19 protein-coding genes are annotated in these 18,066 nt (G+C 65.4%); all 19 read right to left on the bottom strand.

Annotation, left to right across the window (positions count from 1 at the left end):
• Nucleotide 1: 1 nt before the first annotated feature.
• The 19 genes from NNY25_RS06535 to NNY25_RS06445 all read right to left on the bottom strand — a co-directional run bounded on the left by NNY25_RS06535 (nucleotide 2) and on the right by NNY25_RS06445 (nucleotide 18,041).
• Nucleotides 2–709, bottom strand: coding sequence for a biotin--[acetyl-CoA-carboxylase] ligase (locus NNY25_RS06535; protein WP_265571498.1), 708 nt, complete (start codon nucleotides 707–709; stop codon nucleotides 2–4).
• Between the two features lie 19 nt (nucleotides 710–728).
• Nucleotides 729–2,177, bottom strand: coding sequence for an NADH-quinone oxidoreductase subunit NuoN (gene nuoN / locus NNY25_RS06530; RefSeq protein ID WP_265570542.1), 1,449 nt, complete (start codon nucleotides 2,175–2,177; stop codon nucleotides 729–731).
• Complete coding sequence (locus NNY25_RS06525) at nucleotides 2,174–3,736, bottom strand: NADH-quinone oxidoreductase subunit M (protein ID WP_265570541.1); 1,563 nt, start codon at nucleotides 3,734–3,736, stop codon at nucleotides 2,174–2,176. Before NNY25_RS06525 ends, nuoN begins: the two co-directional genes overlap by 4 nt.
• Nucleotides 3,736–5,790 (bottom strand): NADH-quinone oxidoreductase subunit L, encoded by a 2,055-nt coding sequence (nuoL, locus tag NNY25_RS06520; protein ID WP_265570540.1) that lies wholly within the window; start codon nucleotides 5,788–5,790, stop codon nucleotides 3,736–3,738. The genes NNY25_RS06525 and nuoL overlap by 1 nt, the downstream gene beginning before the upstream one ends.
• Nucleotides 5,790–6,095 (bottom strand): NADH-quinone oxidoreductase subunit NuoK, encoded by a 306-nt coding sequence (gene nuoK, locus NNY25_RS06515; protein ID WP_265570539.1) that lies wholly within the window; start codon nucleotides 6,093–6,095, stop codon nucleotides 5,790–5,792. Before nuoK ends, nuoL begins: the two co-directional genes overlap by 1 nt.
• Nucleotides 6,092–6,694, bottom strand: a complete 603-nt coding sequence (locus NNY25_RS06510; RefSeq protein ID WP_265570538.1) for an NADH-quinone oxidoreductase subunit J — start codon at nucleotides 6,692–6,694, stop codon at nucleotides 6,092–6,094. The genes nuoK and NNY25_RS06510 overlap by 4 nt, the downstream gene beginning before the upstream one ends.
• Before the next feature lie 15 nt (nucleotides 6,695–6,709).
• Nucleotides 6,710–7,192 (bottom strand): NADH-quinone oxidoreductase subunit NuoI, encoded by a 483-nt coding sequence (gene nuoI, locus NNY25_RS06505; RefSeq protein WP_265570537.1) that lies wholly within the window; start codon nucleotides 7,190–7,192, stop codon nucleotides 6,710–6,712.
• The gene (gene nuoH, locus NNY25_RS06500; RefSeq protein ID WP_265570536.1) at nucleotides 7,189–8,244 is read right to left on the bottom strand and encodes an NADH-quinone oxidoreductase subunit NuoH; all 1,056 of its coding nucleotides are present in this window, start codon (nucleotides 8,242–8,244) and stop codon (nucleotides 7,189–7,191) included. Before nuoH ends, nuoI begins: the two co-directional genes overlap by 4 nt.
• Nucleotides 8,241–10,256 carry an NADH-quinone oxidoreductase subunit NuoG gene (nuoG, locus tag NNY25_RS06495; RefSeq protein ID WP_265570535.1) on the bottom strand — a complete coding sequence of 672 codons (2,016 nt, stop codon included), beginning with the start codon at nucleotides 10,254–10,256 and terminating at the stop codon, nucleotides 8,241–8,243. Before nuoG ends, nuoH begins: the two co-directional genes overlap by 4 nt.
• Nucleotides 10,256–10,876 (bottom strand): hypothetical protein, encoded by a 621-nt coding sequence (locus tag NNY25_RS06490; RefSeq protein ID WP_265570534.1) that lies wholly within the window; start codon nucleotides 10,874–10,876, stop codon nucleotides 10,256–10,258. Before NNY25_RS06490 ends, nuoG begins: the two co-directional genes overlap by 1 nt.
• A 279-nt stretch (nucleotides 10,877–11,155) precedes the next feature.
• Nucleotides 11,156–11,950 (bottom strand): hypothetical protein, encoded by a 795-nt coding sequence (locus NNY25_RS06485; protein ID WP_265570533.1) that lies wholly within the window; start codon nucleotides 11,948–11,950, stop codon nucleotides 11,156–11,158.
• Between the two features lie 84 nt (nucleotides 11,951–12,034).
• A complete protein-coding gene (locus NNY25_RS06480; protein WP_265570532.1) occupies nucleotides 12,035–12,820 on the bottom strand; it encodes a hypothetical protein in 786 nt (261 codons plus the stop codon).
• 51 nt (nucleotides 12,821–12,871) lie between these two features.
• Nucleotides 12,872–13,633 carry a hypothetical protein gene (locus NNY25_RS06475; protein ID WP_265570531.1) on the bottom strand — a complete coding sequence of 254 codons (762 nt, stop codon included), beginning with the start codon at nucleotides 13,631–13,633 and terminating at the stop codon, nucleotides 12,872–12,874.
• A 63-nt stretch (nucleotides 13,634–13,696) separates the two neighbouring features.
• Nucleotides 13,697–14,479 (bottom strand): hypothetical protein, encoded by a 783-nt coding sequence (locus NNY25_RS06470; RefSeq protein ID WP_265570530.1) that lies wholly within the window; start codon nucleotides 14,477–14,479, stop codon nucleotides 13,697–13,699.
• A gap of 56 nt (nucleotides 14,480–14,535) precedes the next feature.
• Nucleotides 14,536–15,840, bottom strand: a complete 1,305-nt coding sequence (gene nuoF, locus NNY25_RS06465) for an NADH-quinone oxidoreductase subunit NuoF (RefSeq protein WP_265570529.1) — start codon at nucleotides 15,838–15,840, stop codon at nucleotides 14,536–14,538.
• Entirely contained in the window at nucleotides 15,840–15,986 is a 147-nt protein-coding gene (locus tag NNY25_RS06460; protein ID WP_265570528.1) for a hypothetical protein, read from the bottom strand. Before NNY25_RS06460 ends, nuoF begins: the two co-directional genes overlap by 1 nt.
• Nucleotides 15,986–16,138, bottom strand: coding sequence for a hypothetical protein (locus NNY25_RS06455; protein WP_265570527.1), 153 nt, complete (start codon nucleotides 16,136–16,138; stop codon nucleotides 15,986–15,988). Before NNY25_RS06455 ends, NNY25_RS06460 begins: the two co-directional genes overlap by 1 nt.
• The gene (locus NNY25_RS06450; RefSeq protein ID WP_265570526.1) at nucleotides 16,138–16,803 is read right to left on the bottom strand and encodes a complex I 24 kDa subunit family protein; all 666 of its coding nucleotides are present in this window, start codon (nucleotides 16,801–16,803) and stop codon (nucleotides 16,138–16,140) included. Before NNY25_RS06450 ends, NNY25_RS06455 begins: the two co-directional genes overlap by 1 nt.
• Entirely contained in the window at nucleotides 16,803–18,041 is a 1,239-nt protein-coding gene (locus NNY25_RS06445) for an NADH-quinone oxidoreductase subunit D (protein ID WP_265571497.1), read from the bottom strand. Before NNY25_RS06445 ends, NNY25_RS06450 begins: the two co-directional genes overlap by 1 nt.
• Nucleotides 18,042–18,066 lie beyond the last annotated feature (25 nt).

The following is an 18,066-nucleotide window of genomic DNA, read 5'->3' as shown; positions in this document are numbered from 1 at the left end:
CCTAGCCGTTCCGGCTGTCCTTGGCGAGGTCGACGTCGCCCGCGCGCACGATCTCGACTTGGCCGCCGCCCGTGTCGAGCCGCAACGCGCCATCGGCATCGAGCCCCGCGAACGAGCCCGTGATCGGCGCGCCCTCGCCGCCGTGGACAGTGAGTTTCGTGCCGACCGGATGCGCGCGCTGCAGCCAGGCCATGGCTAGGCTCGCCGGGTCCGCGCTGCGCCAGGCGCCAAGGAGCCGCGCGAAGCTTCCCGCCAGCACCGGCGCGAACGCCTGCGGAGCGATCTCGACATGGGACGCGAGCGCTGCCGTCTCGCGCCCTTCGATCGCGGGCGCTTCGGCAAGGTTGACCCCGAAGCCGATCACCACCCGCCCGCTCGAACGCTCGGTGAGGATGCCAGCGAGCTTGGCGCCGTCCAGCATCAGGTCGTTGGGCCATTTGAGCTGCAGCGCGGCCTCGGGTGCGAGCGTGGAGACAGCGTCATGGAGCGCGAGGCCCGCGACCAGCGACAGGCTTGCGGCCTCGGGATCGCGCTCGTTCAGCACGACCAATGTCGAGCCGAAGAAATTGCCGTCGAGGCCCTGCCATTCGCGGCCCTGACGCCCACGCCCGGCGTCCTGCCTGCGCGCGACCAGCCAGTCGCCTTCGACCGCCTCGGCCAGGCCCATCAGGTCGCTGTTGGTCGACCCTGTCTGCTCGACGAGGCGGATGCGTCCCAGCGCGCGCCCCCTAGAACAGCGCCGCGGCGGCGGTGTTGGCCGCTTCGCCGATCGGGCCGATGAGGAGGTAGCCCAAGGGGCTGACGAACAAGGCGGCGATGAGGATGAAGGCCATTTCGAGCGGCGCGCGCACGGTGCCGACCGGCTCGCCATGCTCGTCGTCGAAATACATCACCTTGATGATCTTGAGGTAGTAGAAGGCGCCCACGACGGTGCCGAGGATGCCGACCACCGCCAGCCAGATCAGGCCCGCATCGACCGCCGCGTTGAAGACGAGCAGCTTGGGCCAGAAGCCGAACAGCGGCGGGATGCCCGCGAGGCTGAACATGAAGACGGCGAGCGCCGCCGCCAGCCCCGGGCGCCGCCGCGACAGGCCCGAGATGCGCTCGATCTCCTCGACCGGCTCGCCCTTGTCGTCGACCAGTTGGAGCACGACGAGGAAGGCGCCCACGGTCATGACGACATAGACCGCCATGTAGAAGAGTACGCTCGACACGCCCGCAGCGCCGCCCGCGGCGAGACCGATCAGCGCGAAGCCGACATTGTTGATCGACGAATAGGCAAGCAGGCGCTTGAGGTTCGTCTGGCCCCACGCCGCCACCGCGCCGAGCAGGATCGAGGCGAGCGCCGCGAACACGACGATCTGGCGCCACGCGTCGATCGCCGGGCCGAGCGCCTCGATCGCGACGCGCACGGTCAGCAGCATCGCGGCGACCTTGGGCGCGGAAGCGAAAAAGGCGGTGACCGGGGTCGGCGCGCCTTCGTAGACGTCGGGCGTCCACATGTGGAACGGCACCGCGCTGACCTTGAAGGCGAGGCCCGCGAAGGTGAACACCAGCCCGAACAGGAGGCCCAGCGACATCGTCTCGGCGCGCCCGAAGGCGGCCGCGATGCCGGTGAACTGGGTCGTCCCGGTAAAGCCGTAAAGCAGGCTCATCCCGTAGAGCAGGATGCCCGAGGCGAGCCCGCCGAGGACGAAATATTTGAGCCCCGCCTCGGCCGAGCGCGCGTCGGTGCGGCGGTAGGAAGCGAGGACGTAGGCCGCGAGGCTGTTGAGTTCGAGGCCGACATAGAGGGTGACGAGGCTGGTCGAGGAGACCATCACCGCCATGCCCACGGTCGCCAGCAGCACCAGCACCGGATATTCGGGCCCGTGCTCGTCCTTGTGGCCGAACCAGCGGTGCGCGGCGATGATCGTGACCGCCGCTGAGCCGAAGATTAGAAGCTTGCCGAAGGTCGCGAAACTGTCCGCGACGAGCAGGCCGCCAAACAGCACGCCGCCGGTCGAGGGCTCGCCGGTGAGCAGAAGCACCGCGCTTGCCGCGACGAGCAGGGCAACCGTGCCCCAGGTGGTGATCTTGGTCGCACGCGATCCCATGGTCGAAGCGGTCAGCATCAGCACCGGCTCACCGAAAATGAGGATGAGCTCAGGCAGGATGGCAGCGAAATTGTAGGTCATTGCGCGGCCTCCCCTGCCGCATGGGCGTCTTCATGATGCTCGGCTTCGGCCGCAGCCGCCGAAGGGTCGCCCTCGGTCAAATGCGCATCGCCTTCGGGCGCGGCGGTCTCGAGCCTCTCGAGCAGCAGGCCGACATCGTCGCGCATCGGCGCCAGGAAGCTTTCGGGATAGACGCCCATCCACATCACCACCGCCGCGATCGGAGCCAAGAGCAGCCATTCGCGCTTGTCGAGGTCGGGCATCGCCGCGGCGTCCGCGTTCTTTTGCGTGCCGTAGCAGATGCGCCAGTAGAGCCAGAGCATGTATGCGGCGCCCAGGATGATGCCCGTGGTCGCAACGATCGCGCCCCAGCTCGACATTTCGTAGGTGCCGACCAGCGCGAGGAATTCGCCGACGAAGCCGCTGGTTCCGGGCAGGCCGACGCTCGCCATGGTGAACAGCAGGAACAGGAGCGCGTAGCCCGGCATGTTGTCGGCGAGCCCGCCGTAACGCGCGATCTCGCGTGTGTGGAGGCGGTCGTAGATGACGCCGACGCACAGGAAGAGCGCGCCCGAGACGAGGCCGTGGCTGAGCATGACGACGAGCGCGCCCTCGATGCCCTGCCGGTTGAAGGCGAAAAGGCCGAAGGTGACGAACGCCATGTGCGCGACCGACGAATAGGCGATCAGCTTCTTCATGTCCTTCTGCACCAGCGCGACGAGGCTGGTGTAGACCACCGCGATGCCCGACAGCCCGAACACCAGCGGCACGAAGTCCGCGCTCGCGTCCGGGAACATCGGCAGGCTGAAGCGCACGAAACCGTAGCCGCCCATCTTGAGCAGCACGCCCGCCAGGATGACCGAGCCCGCGGTCGGGGCCTGCACGTGCGCATCGGGAAGCCAGGTGTGGACCGGCCACATCGGCATCTTGACCGCGAAACTGGCGAAGAAGGCGAGCCACAACCACCATTGGACGCCCGGCGCGAAGTCGTAGGCCATCAGGTCGGGGATGAACGATGTGCCGGCGGTCAGCACCATGTAGAGCATCGCGACCAGCATCAGCACCGAGCCGGCCAGCGTGTAGAGGAAGAACTTGTAGGCCGCCTTGATCTTCTCGACGCCGCCCCAGATGCCGATGATCAGGTACATCGGGATGAGGCCGCCCTCGAAGAAGATGTAGAAAAGCATCAGGTCCTGCGCCGCGAACACGCCGATCATCAGGGCTTCCATCAGGAGGAAGGCGGCCATGTATTCTGGCACGCGGTTCTGGATCGCGCGCCAGCTCGCCCCGATGCAGATCGGCATCAGGAAAACGCTGAGCATGATCAGCATCAGCGCGATGCCGTCGATGCCGAGCGCCCAGGCAGGCACCAGTGCTCCTTGCGCAAATTCCGCATATTCGACGAACTGCCAGCGCGGCCCGCCGATCTGGTAGTTCGCCCACAAGACGATGCCGAGCACGAAGCAGGCGAGCGTCGTCAGCAGCGCGGTCCAGCGCGCCGCGTTGGCGCCCATGAAGAGCACCGCGATCCCTGCCACCAGCGGCAGGAGGATGAGGATCGAGAGAATGGGGAATTCCATTACCGCGCCCACCAGAAGGCCCAGCTTGCCGCGGCGATCAGGCCGAGCAGCATGACGAGGGCGTAGCTATAGACATAACCCGACTGGAGGCGCGCGGTGAGCTTGTTGCCAAGCCCGACCACCGTCGCCGCGCCATGCGGGCCGAACCGGTCGATGGTCTGCTCGTCGCCCCGCTTCCACAGGACCCGGCCGAGCCACAACGCCGGCTTCACGAACAGCACATGGTAGAGTTCGTCGAAATACCATTTGTGCATCAGGAAATTGTGCAGCCCCGAGAAATGCTCGACGAAACGCCGCGGCGCGTCGGGGTCGCGGATATAGTTCTGGTAGGCGATGGCGAGGCCCGTCAGCATGACGAGACCCGGCGCAAGCTTCACCCACAGCGGCACTTCGTGCGCGGCGTGGACGAGATGCTCGTCAAACGCGAGGCTACCGGCCCAGAAGGCGGTGCCTTCCTCGCCGAAGAAGTGATGGTGGAAGCCGAAGCCCGCGAACACCGCGCCCAGCGCGAGCACGCCGAGCGGCACGAGCATGGTCCACGGGCTCTCGTGCGGATGGTAGCCCGCCGTGCCCTCGACTGCCTTGACGTCGTGGTCGTGCGCGCTGTCATGGTCGGCCGCCATCTCGCTCTCGTCCTCGTGGACGTGGTGGACGGCGTGCTGGATATGCTCGCTGCCCGCCCAGCGCGCCTTGCCGAAGAAGGTCAGGAAAACGAGGCGCCAGCTGTAGAAGCTGGTCAGCAGCGCCGCGAGGATGCCGATGAAGAAGGCGACCCCGCCCGGCGTCGTGCCGGCCGCGAACGCGCTCTCGAGGATGGCGTCCTTGGAATAGAAGCCGGCGAAACCGAACACGCCGATCACGCCCACGCCGGTGATCGCGAGCGTGCCCGCCATCATCGCCCAGAAGGTGAGCGGGATCTTCTTCCGGAGACCACCGTAGAAACGCATGTCCTGCTCGTGGTGCATCGCGTGAATGACCGAGCCGGCGCCCAGGAACAGCAGCGCCTTGAAGAAAGCGTGGGTGAAGAGGTGGAACATGGCCGCGCCGTACGCGCCAACGCCTGCGGCGAAGAACATGTAGCCCAATTGCGAACAGGTCGAATAGGCGATCACGCGCTTGATGTCATTCTGGACCGTGCCGACCGTCGCCGCGAAGATCGCGGTGGCGGCGCCGACATAGGTGACGACGTCGAGCGCATGTTGGCTCGTCTCGAACAGCGGCGAGAGGCGGCACACCATGAACACGCCCGCCGTGACCATCGTCGCGGCGTGGATCAGCGCGCTGACCGGGGTCGGGCCTTCCATCGCGTCGGGAAGCCAGGTGTGGAGGCCCAATTGCGCCGACTTGCCCATCGCGCCGACGAACAAGAGCAGGCAGATCAGGGTCAGCGTATCGACCCGCATGCCGGCAAAGCCGATGGTCGACCCCGCCATGTCGGGCGCGGCGGCGAGGATCGCGGGGATCGAGACGGTACCGAACACGAGGAACGCGCCGAAGATGCCCAGCGAGAAGCCGAAATCGCCTACGCGGTTGACCACGAACGCCTTGATCGCGGCCGCGTTGGCCGAGGGCTTGTGGTACCAGAAACCGATCAGGAGGTAGGAGGCGAGACCGACTCCTTCCCACCCGAAGAACATCTGCACCAGGCTGTCGGCGGTCACCAGCATCAGCATCGCGAAGGTGAACAGCGAGAGGTAGGCAAAGAAGCGGGGCTGCGAGGGATCTTCCTCCATGTAGCCCCAGCTGTAGAGGTGGACGAGGCTCGAGACTGTCGTCACCACCACCAGCATCACCGCGGTCAGCGTGTCGACGCGCAGCGCCCAGTCGACGCTGAGGTCGCCCGAGTTGATGAAGTCGAGGACGGGCACGACCGTCTCGGCATTGCTGCCGGTGAGGAAGCCGAAGAATATCGGCCAGCTAAGGAAGCAGCTGAGAAACAGCGCGCCGGTGGTGACCAGCTTGGCCGGCATCTTGCCGATCATGCGGCCGCCCAGCCCCGCGATCATCGCGGCCAGAAGCGGCAGGAAGACGATAAGCTTGATCGAGAGATCCATCAGCCGTGCATCCGGTTGACGTCGTCGACGGCGATCGAGCCGCTGCGACGGAAGAAGATGACGAGGATCGCGAGGCCGATGGCCGCTTCGGCGGCGGCGACGGTCAGCACGAACATGGCGAACACCTGGCCGACGAGGTCGCCGAGATAGGCGCTGAACGCCACCAGGTTGATGTTGACGGACAACAGGATCAGCTCGATCGCCATCAGCATCAGGATGATGTTGCGGCGATTGAGGAAGATGCCGAGCACGCCGATCGTGAACAGGATCGCGGCCACGGCTAAATAATGCGACAGACCGATCACAGCTCGACCCCTTTCCCGCTTTCCGGCTGGGTCAGGCGGATCGCTTCTTCGGGATCGCGATTGACCTGGCGGTGGATATTCTGCCCGCGCGCATCGCCGCGGCTACGATGGGTCAGCACGATCGCCCCGATCATCGCGACCAGCAGGATCAGGCCCGACAGTTCGAACGGCACGAGGTAGCGGCTGAACAGGAGGTCGCCGAATGCGATGATGTTGGGCTGCGCGGTGTCGACCGGCTTGTCGCCGATGATCGGCCCCGAGCGGCTCGCGGTGACCGCGATCACGATCTCGGCGAGCAGCACCAGCGCGATCAGGAGACCGAACGGCAGGTTGGCGGTGAAGCCCGAGCGCAGTTTCGCGAAATCGATGTCGAGCATCATCACGATGAACAGGAACAGCACCGCGACCGCGCCCACGTAGACGAGGATCAGCAGGATCGCGATGAATTCCGCGCCCAGTAGGAGCATCAGCCCCGCCGCGTTGAAGAAAGCGACGATCAGCCACAGCACCGAATGGACCGGGTTGCGCGCGAAGATGACGAGCAGCGCCGACAGGACCGTCAGGCTGGCGAACAGGTAAAAGGCGATGGTGGCGATCATGAAGTTGCGCGGCCCCTACCGATACGCCGCATCGGCGGCAAGATTGGCGGCGATGGCGCCTTCCCAGCGGTCGCCGTTGGCGAGCAGCTTGGCCTTGTCGTAGAGCAGTTCCTCGCGCGTTTCGGTCGCGAATTCGAGGTTGGGCCCTTCGACCACGGCATCGACCGGGCAGGCTTCCTGGCACAGGCCGCAATAGATGCACTTGACCATGTCGATGTCGTAGCGCGTGGTGCGGCGGCTCCCGTCCTCGCGCGGTTCGGCCTCGATGGTGATCGCCTGCGCGGGACAGATCGCCTCGCACAATTTGCACGCGATGCAGCGCTCTTCCCCGTTCGGGTAGCGGCGCAGCGCGTGCTCGCCGCGAAAGCGCGGGCTCTGCGGCGCCTTCTCGTAGGGGTAGTTGATGGTCGCCTTCGGCTTGAAGAAATATTTCAGCGTGAGGAGATGCGCCTTCACGAACTCCCACAGGGTGAAGGCCTTGATCGTGCGTGCGATCACAGCGCGCCTCCCGAAGTTTTGGTGAGCATCAGCCAGCCCGAGACGAGAAACACGAAAAGCAGCGACAGCGGCAGGAAGATCTTCCATCCGAGGCGCATCAGCTGGTCGTAGCGATACCTCGGCACGGTCGCCTTGACCCACCCGAAGACGAAGAAGAACAGCCCCATCTTGAGGAACAGCCAGATGATGCCGGGCACCGCGTAGAGGATTTCGATGTCGAGCGGAGGCAGGAAGCCGCCCCAGAACAGGATCGCGTTCAACCCGCACATCAGGATGACGTTGGCATATTCGCCAAGCCAGAAGAGCGCGAAGCTCATCGATGAATATTCGGTCTGGTGCCCCGCCACGAGCTCGCTCTCCGCTTCGACCAGGTCGAAGGGCGTGCGGAACGTCTCGGCCATCGAGGAGATGAGGAACACCACCGCCATCGGGAAGAGAAGCGGGTTGAAGCCGAAGCCGTTGAGGATGCCCAGCACATGGCCTTCCTGCGCGAGCACAATCTCGGTCAGGTTGAAGCTGCCGGCCCACAGGATCACGGTGATGATCACGAAGCCGATCGAGACTTCGTAGCTGACCATCTGCGCAGCGGCGCGAAGCGCGGAAAAGAAGGGATATTTGGAGTTGGACGCCCAGCCCGCGATGATCACGCCATAGACGCCGAGCGAGCCCACCGCGAGGATGTAGAGCAATCCGATATTGATGTCGGCGAGCACCACGCCGACGTCGAACGGCACCACCGCCCACACGATCAACGCGATGGTGAAGGTGATGATCGGCGCGATCAGGAACAGCGCCTTGTTGGCGCTGGACGGGATGATCGTTTCCTTGAGGAAGACCTTGAGGCCGTCGGCGAAGCTCTGCAGCAACCCGAACGGGCCGACCACGTTGGGCCCTCGGCGAAGCGCGATTGCGGCCCAGATCTTGCGCTCGGCATAGATGATCATGGCGACGGCCAGCATCAGCGGCAGCGCGATGAGCAGGATACCCGATACGGTCGCCACGAACCACGCCCAGTCGTGGCTCATGCCGAGACTTTCGAAAAAGGCGGTCATTCGGCAGCCTCCGCGAAGGTCTCGCCATGGACCAGTTCGGCCGAGCAGCGATGCATGGTCGGACTATGGCGCGCGATGGCGTTGGTCAGGTAGAAATCCTTGATCGGATAAGCGATCGGACCCTTACCCTTGGTCTCGATCTTGGGCGGATCGAACGGCAGGTCGACGATCGTCCCGTCCTCGACGCCCAGCGCCGGCACCGCTTCAATCATGGCTGCACGCAATTGGTCGAAACGGTCGAATTTCAACGGCTTGCCGAGGATATCGGAGACGGCGCGGAAGATCGTCCAGTCCTCGCGCGCTTCGCCCGGCGCGAAGGTCGCGCGCTCGGCGCGCTGCACGCGGCCCTCGATATTGACGTAGGTGCCGTGCTTCTCGCTGTAGGCCGCGCCCGGCAGGATAAGGTCGGCCTGCTTGGCCCCCTTGTCGCCATGGTGGCCGACATAGACCTTGAACGCCTTGGGAAAGGCGTCGTCTGCCATCTCGTCCGCGCCTAGCATCAGGACCAGCTTGGGGTTCGCCTTCTGGACGCCCTTGAGGCCGTCCTCGTGCGCGTAGCCGAGCATCAACCCTGCCATTCGAGAAGCGGCGGTGTGGAGGATATTGAAGCCGTTCCACTCGCCGCGGATGACGTTGAGCGCGTGGGCGGCGGCATGGGCATCGCCCTGCCCGCCCGCGGCCAGCAGGCCCGGCCCGGCGATGAAAACCGGCCGCTCGGCCTTTGCGAACGCGTCCGCGACGTGAGCAGGAAGCTTGGCAAGCGTCTCGAGGTCCTCGCCCAGCCACTCGACCGGGTAGGTGAGATCGACTTGCGGCCCGACCGCGAACACCTTGGCCCCGCGTCGCACCGCCTTGCGGATGCGCGTGTTGACCAGCGGCGCTTCCCAGCGCGGGTTGGTGCCCGCGAGGAAGATCGCATCGGCATCCTCGAGATGCGCCAGCGGCGTGTTGAACGCCACGGCACCGAGATTGCCGACGTTATAGTCGAGGCCGGTCTGGCGCCCTTCGAACAGCTTGCCCTTCTGGCCCATCAGCAGCGCCTGGGCGGCGAACATCGTCTCGGCGTCGACGAGATCGCCCGCTATCGCGGCGACCTTGGTCTTGGCCTCGCTCAGCTTGTCGGCGAACAGCTGGAGCGCCTCGGCCCAGCCCGCTTCGCGCAGCTTGCCGTTCTCGCGGATCCACGGACGATCGAGCCGCCCGCGCACCAGCGCGTCGACATGGTGACGCGTCTTGTCGTGCGCCCATTCCTCGTTGACCGCATCGTTGATGCGCGGCAGCGCGCGCAGCACCTGGCGCCCGCGCACGTCGAGGCGGATATTGGTCCCCAGAGCGTCCATCACGTCGATCGAGGCGACCTTCTTGAGCTCCCACGGACGCGCTTCGAAACTGTAAGGCGCCGACAGCAGCGCCCCGACCGGGCAGAGGTCGACGAGATTGCCCGACAATTCGCTCGATACGGCCTTTTCGAGATAGGTCGTGATCTGACTGTCCTCGCCGCGGTAATACATGCCCAGTTCGGGCGTGCCCGCCACTTCCTCGGCAAAGCGCACGCAGCGGGTGCATTGGATACACCGGGTCATGGCCGTCTTGACGATCGGCCCCATATATTTGTCCTCGACCGCGCGCTTGTTCTCGTCGAAGCGCGAGAAACCGCGGCCATAGGCCATCGCCTGGTCCTGGAGGTCGCATTCGCCGCCCTGGTCGCAGATCGGGCAGTCGAGCGGGTGGTTGATGAGGAGGAACTCCATCACCCCCTCGCGCGCCTTCTTGACCATCGGCGTGTCGGTGCGGATTTCCTGCCCCTCGGCAGCGGGCAGCGCACAGGAAGCCTGCGGCTTGGGCGGCCCGGGCTTCACCTCGACGAGGCACATGCGGCAGTTGCCCGCGATCGACAGGCGCTCGTGATAGCAGAAACGCGGGATTTCCTTGCCCGCCAGCTCGCACGCCTGAAGGACGGTCGCGCCTTCCGGGACCTCGAGTTCGACGCCGTCGACGGTCAGCTTGGGCATCAGCCCTCCCCTCCGGTCTGGTTGTGCGCGTAGAGGCGATAGGCGGCCAGCGCGATCAGCGAGCGCAGCCCCTCGCGGGTGAATTCGGCCTTCGCGTCGGCCGGAACGCAGGTCGGCAGCACCGGCGCCAGCGTCTTGAACGCGGCCAGTTCCTCGTCGCTGACGAGATCGGTCGCGAGCAGGGCGGCGGTCTCACCCGGCGCCTTGCGCACGATGCAGTAGGCCATCAGGTCGGCCGGGCTCTGCACCTCGATCGACGGAAGGTCCTCGCGATAGGCGGTGTGGGCCGCCAGATCACCCAGCAGCGCATCCTTGATCAGAAGGCCCTCGGCGATCGAGGCCGCGAACACCACACCCGACGAGCGCAGCCCATGGCTATAGGTCTTGCAGCGTGCCGCAGCCTTGCCGAGCTTATCGCCAAGCTTGCGGTACTCGTCGCTCTTGTAATCCATCGTAACGTACTGGGCGGAAAGATCGGGGCGGCTGGCCGCGACGCAGTGCCCTACGTCCTGCAGTGCCTGCGCCACCTCGGCGTCCGACTTGGCCGCCACCGGCTTGTCGGCGGCACCTGCTGCCGAAGAGAGAACGAGGCCTGCGCCAGCCATCGCGAGGAGCGCCATCCGACCGCTTTTTCTCGCCCGCATGAACATGCCTTCCAACATCTGCCCTTTCCGTTCGGGTCGGAGATCGGCCCCTTCGCGCGAAGGGAAAATCCGCCCGGTCGACACGCGCGCGAACGGCGGGCGCCAATCGGCCCGCCACGCGCGGTGCCTCTTTGGCGGGGACGCTCGTGAAGCGCAACCCTTGAAGCGGGCTTTTGCACCCCAAAAAACGGCGAAACCGGCAGACCCGAAGGTCCGCCGGTCCCGTTCGCTCCCGATGCGGGGCGCGAGGCCGGGTCAGCCGGCCGGTGCGAACAGGTCGCGCGTCGCCTCGTTGACGCTCGCGCGGTAGAGCGCTTCCGAGAGAAACGCGCGCAGCACGCTGCGGCTGAGGTCGGTCGGCCGCTCCTCGCCGGCGCAATAGGGCGCCGCCACGAACATCGCGTCGAGCAGCGCCTTTTCATCCTCGTCGCCCGCGTTCGAGCGCGCCACGCGGTCGGCCAGCGAGAGGTCGCTGAGCACCAGGCAGTCGGCGACATCGATCAGTGCCTTCTCGCCCTCCGTACGACCGGCATTGCGGTCGAATTCGCTCGCACGGAACGCCTTGAGCCGATCGGCGGTGACCGTCGAGGGAAGCGCGGGCGCGGCCGGAAAGGCGACCAGATACGCGCCCTCGGACAGGAGCCCACGGCGCAGCCCGCTCTTGAGAACGTCCTGCGCGTCGCACACACTCGCCTCGTCCTTGAGCCCCTCGAATGCGGCCTTTCCGGCAGCGGAATTGGGTTCATGCGACAGCGCGGCTTCGACCGCGTCCGCCTGCTTGGTCGACACGCAGCGCGCCGCCTCGACATAGGTGCGATAGTGGGCGAACGCCTTCTCGCTGTCGCGATCGGGCAGAAACGGCCCGTAGGATTTGGCGACTTCGGTATCGAAGATCGACCCGTTCGCCATTTTCATGCGGATCTCGCGCATGCGCGTCACGCGCTCGTAATAGCCGCTCGAAAACTGTGCCTGTGCGGTCCCGACCGAAAAATTGGCCACGACCAGGATCATCATCGCCTTGGCGATACGCTTGAGATTGAAGGTCTTCACATGATTCCCCATTACTCGATCGAACTAGCTCGATCCCAAGCCGGTCGTTGCGCTCGCGTTTCTGAAGCGTGGATGAACGCGCGCCTAGCCGCCCATCAGGAAAACGAGCCGGGCTTCCTCGTTGACATGTGCCCGATAGAGAGCGTCCATCACGAAGGCCCGCAGGAACGTCGTGCTGACCCTGTCGGGACGTCTCCCCGCGCATTGCGGCGCCGCGTTGAACAGCGCGTCCATCACGATCGTCTCGTCATCCGACCCGTGCACGGTCCTCGCGAGCAGGTCGGCGATCGCCGGATTGGTCATGACGAGGCAGTTGCTCGCCCCGATCAGCACGGAATCGGCCTCGATGCGGTGTGCGTTCCAGTCGACTTCGCCGTCCACGAAACGCGCGACCGCGGCAGAATCGACGTTGCGCGGAAGCGGCACCTGGTCGGGATGGGCCGCGAGGTAGGCGGCTTCCGACAACATGCCGCGCTGGAGGGCGAGAACCGTCGTCGTCGGAGAGCCGCAATTTCCCCCGCCCGTAAAGAGGGCCGCGAAGAGCTCCTGCTCCTGACTCGACAACGGGCGCATCGCGAGGGCCTGCTCGACGCCGACCCGGTTCGCCTCGACGAGGCATTTCGACACCTCGAGCGCCCTCCCGTAGGCGGCCAGCGTGTCGACGGTATCTCTTTCGGGACGGTAGCGGACTTCCTCGCCCTTGAGCTCGTAGGCGCGGTTCTGGACGCGTTCGGTCAGGATGTCGCGCAGGGCGACGGTCCCGGGCTTGTCGTACTTCTCACCGACATTGTCCTGCGCGAGGAGGGGAAGCGTCGCTCCGGCAAGAAGGAGCGACGCTGCAAGGCATCGCAAGGTCGTGCGCAGGGTCATCGCTGCTCTCGCGCGTGCTCCTTCTTCCTCGTCGGGCCCCGCCCCTGGCGACTAGCCGCCCAGCATGAAGACCGGCTTGCCAATCTCGCTGTTCGAAGCGCGGTAGAGCGCGTCCATGATGAACGCCCGCAAATAGGTCTTGCTGACCACCGTGGGCCGCGCGCCCGCGCAATCGGGGGCCGCGTTGAACAGCGCGTCCATCACCTTTTCTTCATCGCCGGTCCCGTGCTGGGTCCGCGCCAGAAGGTCGGCGACCGCCGGGTTCGAGATGACGAGACAGTTGGCCGCATCGATGAGCATCTTGTCCGCGGGCGAGCGCTCGTCATTCCATTCGCGCTGGCTGTCGCGGAAGGCCTTCACCGCACCCGAATCGACGTGCATCGGCAGCGGCACCTGCTCGGGATAGTCGTTGAGATAGGCCGCTTCCGAAAGCATGCCGCGCTGGAGCGTGAGCACGACCGTGGTCGGCCCGCCGCAGCCCTTGCCCTTGGAAAACAGGCGATCGAACTTGAATTCTTCCTTGCGGGTCGCCGGCTGCGTATCGAGCGCTTCCTTCACCGTGTCGCCGAGCGTGCGGTCGATACAGGCCGAATTGTGGAGCGCCATGTCGTACGCGCCCAGCGTGTCGGGCGTGTCCTTGCTCGGATCGTAGGTGACGTTCTTGCCCTTCAATTCGCCGTAATCGCGAATGCCGCGTTGATCCATGACCTTCTGCCGGGCCTGCCGGCCTTCCTTGCCGGTTATCCCCTGCGCATAGGCACCGCTTGTCGCGACCATCGCCGCGAGCGAACACATCGCCAGAATCTTACGCATCTCGACTGTCCTCCCTACCCAAGGCCCGACTGCGCCGAACCTGTGTTACACAACCAGAATAACCTATTCGCGCGCAAGGAAAAGCCCCGCCGTCGCTGGCGCGACCGAAGCGCGCTGGAGCGCACTGGCAAAGTAGGCGCGCAAATAGGCGAGGCTGATGAACGCAGGGCGCCGATCGCCCGCACAGCGCGGCGCGTTGACGAACAAAGCGTCGATCAGCGCCACTTCCTCTTCGCTGCCAGGCCGGGACCGCAGGAGCGCGTCGGCGGTCTGCAGATCGCTCGCCACCAGGCAGTCGCTCGCCCCCGACAGCCGCACCTCGGCAAGCGGGCGGTGTTCGTTGCGCTTTTCTTCCTCGGCCGCAAAACGGTCGACCAATGTCTCTTCGACGATGGCGGGAAGAGGCGGCGGCGAGGAATGTCTCTCAAGGTAGAGCGCTTCTGCGACCATGCCGCGAGCGATCGCCGGGTCGCCGGGCAGTACTCCCGCACAGCTCGTGCCTTTTCCTGTCAGGCGTGCGAGCGAACGGCGCTCCTTGCTTGACAGCGGGGCATTGGATAGCGCGCGCTCGGCTTCGTCGGACCTGGATGCCACCAGGCATGACGCCAGTTGCGTGCCTGCCGCGTAGGCCGCAAACTGCGCCTCGCTGTCTTCTTCGACGTCGAATTCGAAACGATTGCCGGCCTTTTCGGGCAACCTGACGATGACGAGAAAATTGGGCTGGTCGGCCTCGGCCTGGTCCTTCCCGTAGACCGGTCCCTGGCGCTGCACGGCCGTCTGGGCCAGCGAGGGTGTCGTTCCGCAGAGCCCTACGACCGCGACCGCCGCAATGACCATCGCGCGCATGGCGGAAAGATTACCGCAACTGCGCGCGAATGGAAACTCGGGGGAGCGGGAGGGCCTTACTCGGCCGCTTCGAGCTGCCCGCCCGCTTCGGCGACGCGGCGTTCGAGTTCGGGGCGGAAATGGCGGATGAGGCCCTGGATCGGCCACGCCGCCGCATCACCCAGCGCGCAGATCGTGTGACCCTCGACCTGCTTGGTGACGTCGAACAGGCGGTCGATCGTGCCCGCGTCGGCATCGCCGGTGCGCAGCTTTTCCATCGTGCGCCACATCCAGCCCGTGCCTTCGCGGCAGGGCGTGCACTGGCCGCAGCTTTCATGCTTGTAGAAATAGCTGATGCGGCTGATCGCGCGGACGATGTCGGTCGACTTGTCCATGACGATGACGGCGGCGGTGCCAAGACCCGAGCCCAGTTCCTTGAGCCCGTCGAAATCCATCGGCGCGTCCATGATCTGCTCGGCCGGGACCAACGGGACGGACGAGCCGCCCGGGATCACGGCGAGGAGGTTATCCCATCCGCCCTTGATGCCGCCGGCATGGAGGTCGATCAGTTCACGGAACGAGATCGACATCGTTTCCTCGACGACGCATGGCTTGTTCACGTGGCCCGAGATCTGGAACAGCTTGGTGCCGGCATTGCCCTCGCGTCCGAAGCTCTTGAACCACTCCGCGCCCCGGCGAAGGATGGTCGGGACGACCGCGATCGATTCCACGTTGTTGACGGTGGTCGGGCAGCCATAGAGGCCCGCGCCCGCCGGGAAAGGCGGCTTCAGTCGCGGCTGACCCTTCTTGCCCTCGAGGCTTTCGAGCATCGCGGTCTCTTCGCCGCAGATATAGGCGCCCGCGCCGCGGTGAACGAACAGGTCGAAATCGTAGCCCGACCCGGCGGCGTTCTTGCCCAAGAGGCCGGCCTCGTAGGCTTCGGCGACGGCGTTCTCGAGAACCCGCGCTTCCTGGATGAATTCGCCGCGAATGTAGATATAGCCCGCACGCGCGCGCATCGCGAAGCCGGCCAGGAGTGCGCCCTCGACCAGCTTATGCGGGTCGTGGCGGATGATCTCGCGATCCTTGCACGAACCGGGCTCGGATTCGTCGGCATTGATGACGAGGAAGTTGGGACGGCCCGGCGTCGGCTCCTTGGGCATGAAGCCCCACTTCATGCCGGTCGGAAAGCCCGCACCGCCGCGCCCGCGCAGCCCCGAATCCTTGACCATCTCGATGATCGTGTCCTGGCCGAGCTTCATGAGGTCGGCGGTCTTGTCCCAGTCGCCGCGCGCCTGCGCGCTTTTCAGGTCCGCGCCCTGGAAGCCATAGACGTTGGTGAAGATGCGGTCCTTGTCGGCCAGCGGGGTGGTCGAACCCATCACTTCTTCTCCAGGAGCTTGGTCGCGCCGAAATAGAGCGCCACGGCCAGCGCCACGCCGATCGCGAGGCCCAGAAGACCCTTGAGGATCTTGAACGCGATGACGATGGCGAGGATCGCGATGACGATCTTGACGAGCTGCTGCATCACTCGCCCGCCTTTCGCGACGCGATCGCGATGAAGACGATGCCGATCGTGAGAAGCGAGATGCCGATCGCGGTGTTACCCGTGATCATGAAGGTCGCACCTGCCGCCATGAACGCGGCCCCAGAGATCTTCTTCTTCTGCGCGTCGTTCATCACCATTGTCCCCGATAGTCGTAGTTGCGCTCGGCCATTTTCTTGAGGCTGGTCGGCCCGCCCTCGGGGCAGCTCGCCTGTCGCCCGGTCTGCGGGCCGGGTTTGACGTCCTTGTCCTCGGCCAGCGCGTCGAGGATCTCGCTCATCCGCTTCTCGGTGAGGTCCTCGTAATTGTCGTCGTTGATCTGGACCATCGGCGCGTTGGCGCACGCGCCCATGCACTCGACCTCGGTCAGGGTGAACAGCCCGTCGGGCGTGGTCGCGCCCTTGACCATGCCGCGCTTCTTGCACGCGGCCAGCACCTCGTCCGACCCGCGCAGCATGCACGGCGTCGTGCCGCATACCTGGACGTGATATTTCCCGACCGGCACGAGGTTGTACATGGTATAGAAGCTGGCCACTTCCATCACGCGCACCGTCGGCATCGAGAGCGCGTTCGCGACGAACTCGATCACCGGGATCGGCAGCCAGCCCTGCGTCTCGGTCATCCGCCCGACCTGCCGCTGGGCGAGGTCGAGAAACGGCAGGCAGGCCGACGCCTGGCGCCCTTCGGGATACTTGGCGAGGATGCGCTTGGCTTCGGGCGCGGACGTCGCGTCCCACGCAAAATCGCCCCACTGGCTACGCAGCTCGGGCGTATCGGCGGCGAAGTGACGATAGGCCATTAGCGGTCACACTCCCCAAAGACGACGTCGATGGCGCTGAGCACCGCGGTCGTATCGGCCAGCATGTGGCCCTTCATCATGAAATCCATTGCCTGCAGGTGGCTGAACGCGGTCGGCCGGATCTTGCAGCGATAGGGTTTGTTGGTGCCGTCCGCGACGAGATAGACGCCGAATTCGCCCTTGGGGCTTTCGGTCGCGACATAGACTTCGCCGGCGGGCACGTGATAGCCCTCGGTGTAGAGCTTGAAGTGGTGGATCAGCGCTTCCATCGACTGCTTCATCTCGCCTCGCTTGGGCGGGAAGACCTTGCGGTCGAGGCTGCCGATCGGCCCCTTGGGCATTTCGGCGAGGCACTGGCGCATGATGCGCGCCGACTGGCGGACTTCCTCGACGCGGACCATGAAGCGGTCGTAGCAGTCGCCCTTGGTCCCCACTGGCACGTCGAAGTCCATGCGGTCGTAAACCTCGTATGGCTGCGACTTCCTGAGGTCCCACGGGATCCCCGCGGCGCGGATCATCGGACCCGAGAAGCCCCAGGCCAGCGCATCTTCCTTGCTGACCACGCCGATATCGACGTTGCGCTGCTTGAAGATGCGGTTGTCGACGACGAGGCTCATCGCGTCCTCGAACAGCGGCATGCGCTTGTCGAGAAACTCGCTCATCTGCGCGAGCACCTTTTCCGGGATGTCCTGGTGGACGCCGCCGACGCGGAAATAGTTGGCGTGCATGCGCGCGCCCGACACGGCTTCATAGAGCTGCATCGTGTCTTCGCGCACCTCGAACAGCCACAGGTTGGGCGTCATCGCGCCCACGTCCATGACGTGGCTGCCAAGGTTCAGCATGTGATTGGAGATGCGGGTCAGCTCCGCCATCAGCACGCGGATATATTGCGCGCGCAGCGGCACCTCGAGGCCCAGCAGCTTCTCGACCGCGAGCACGTAGCTGTGCTCCATGCACATAGGCGAGCAGTAATCGAGCCGGTCGAAGTAAGGCAGCGCCTGCGCGTAGGTCTTGTACTCGATCAGCTTCTCGGTGCCGCGATGGAGCAGGCCGACATGCGGGTCGACGCGCTCGACGATCTCGCCGTCCAGCTCCATGATCAGCCGCAACACGCCGTGCGCAGCCGGGTGCTGCGGACCGAAGTTGATCGTGTAGTTCGAGATGGTCTCGTCGCCCGCCGTGTTGGGCTGGTCGAGGACGATCTCGTGATCGACCTTGCGCGCCGCGTCGAAGTCCATCGCGCGCTCATCCGGGAAGGTCTGG

The organism is Sphingomicrobium nitratireducens, from assembly GCF_026157035.1.
GTDB classification, from domain to species: Bacteria; Pseudomonadota; Alphaproteobacteria; order Sphingomonadales; family Sphingomonadaceae; genus Sphingomicrobium; species Sphingomicrobium nitratireducens.
Note: the sequence above shows the minus strand (reverse complement) of the source record. Positions and strands in the feature narration are given on the sequence as shown.

Bases quoted from the DNA above. Each gene is read 5' to 3' on its own strand.
- NNY25_RS06450 (WP_265570526.1), bottom strand. From the start codon at position 16,803: ATGGCCTATCGTCACTTCGCCGCCGATACGCCCGAGCTGCGTAGCCAG.
- nuoG (WP_265570535.1), bottom strand. From the start codon at position 10,256: ATGCCCAAGCTGACCGTCGACGGCGTCGAACTCGAGGTCCCGGAAGGC.
- NNY25_RS06460 (WP_265570528.1), bottom strand. From the start codon at position 15,986: ATGCAGCAGCTCGTCAAGATCGTCATCGCGATCCTCGCCATCGTCATC.
- NNY25_RS06455 (WP_265570527.1), bottom strand. From the start codon at position 16,138: ATGAACGACGCGCAGAAGAAGAAGATCTCTGGGGCCGCGTTCATGGCG.
- nuoH (WP_265570536.1), bottom strand. From the start codon at position 8,244: ATGACCGCCTTTTTCGAAAGTCTCGGCATGAGCCACGACTGGGCGTGG.
- nuoL (WP_265570540.1), bottom strand. From the start codon at position 5,790: ATGGATCTCTCGATCAAGCTTATCGTCTTCCTGCCGCTTCTGGCCGCG.
- nuoN (WP_265570542.1), bottom strand. From the start codon at position 2,177: ATGACCTACAATTTCGCTGCCATCCTGCCTGAGCTCATCCTCATTTTC.
- NNY25_RS06525 (WP_265570541.1), bottom strand. From the start codon at position 3,736: ATGGAATTCCCCATTCTCTCGATCCTCATCCTCCTGCCGCTGGTGGCA.
- NNY25_RS06475 (WP_265570531.1), bottom strand. From the start codon at position 13,633: ATGCGTAAGATTCTGGCGATGTGTTCGCTCGCGGCGATGGTCGCGACA.
- NNY25_RS06480 (WP_265570532.1), bottom strand. From the start codon at position 12,820: ATGACCCTGCGCACGACCTTGCGATGCCTTGCAGCGTCGCTCCTTCTT.
- NNY25_RS06470 (WP_265570530.1), bottom strand. From the start codon at position 14,479: ATGCGCGCGATGGTCATTGCGGCGGTCGCGGTCGTAGGGCTCTGCGGA.
- NNY25_RS06490 (WP_265570534.1), bottom strand. From the start codon at position 10,876: ATGGCGCTCCTCGCGATGGCTGGCGCAGGCCTCGTTCTCTCTTCGGCA.
- nuoF (WP_265570529.1), bottom strand. From the start codon at position 15,840: ATGGGTTCGACCACCCCGCTGGCCGACAAGGACCGCATCTTCACCAAC.
- NNY25_RS06445 (WP_265571497.1), bottom strand. From the start codon at position 18,041: ATGGACTTCGACGCGGCGCGCAAGGTCGATCACGAGATCGTCCTCGAC.
- NNY25_RS06510 (WP_265570538.1), bottom strand. From the start codon at position 6,694: ATGATCGCCACCATCGCCTTTTACCTGTTCGCCAGCCTGACGGTCCTG.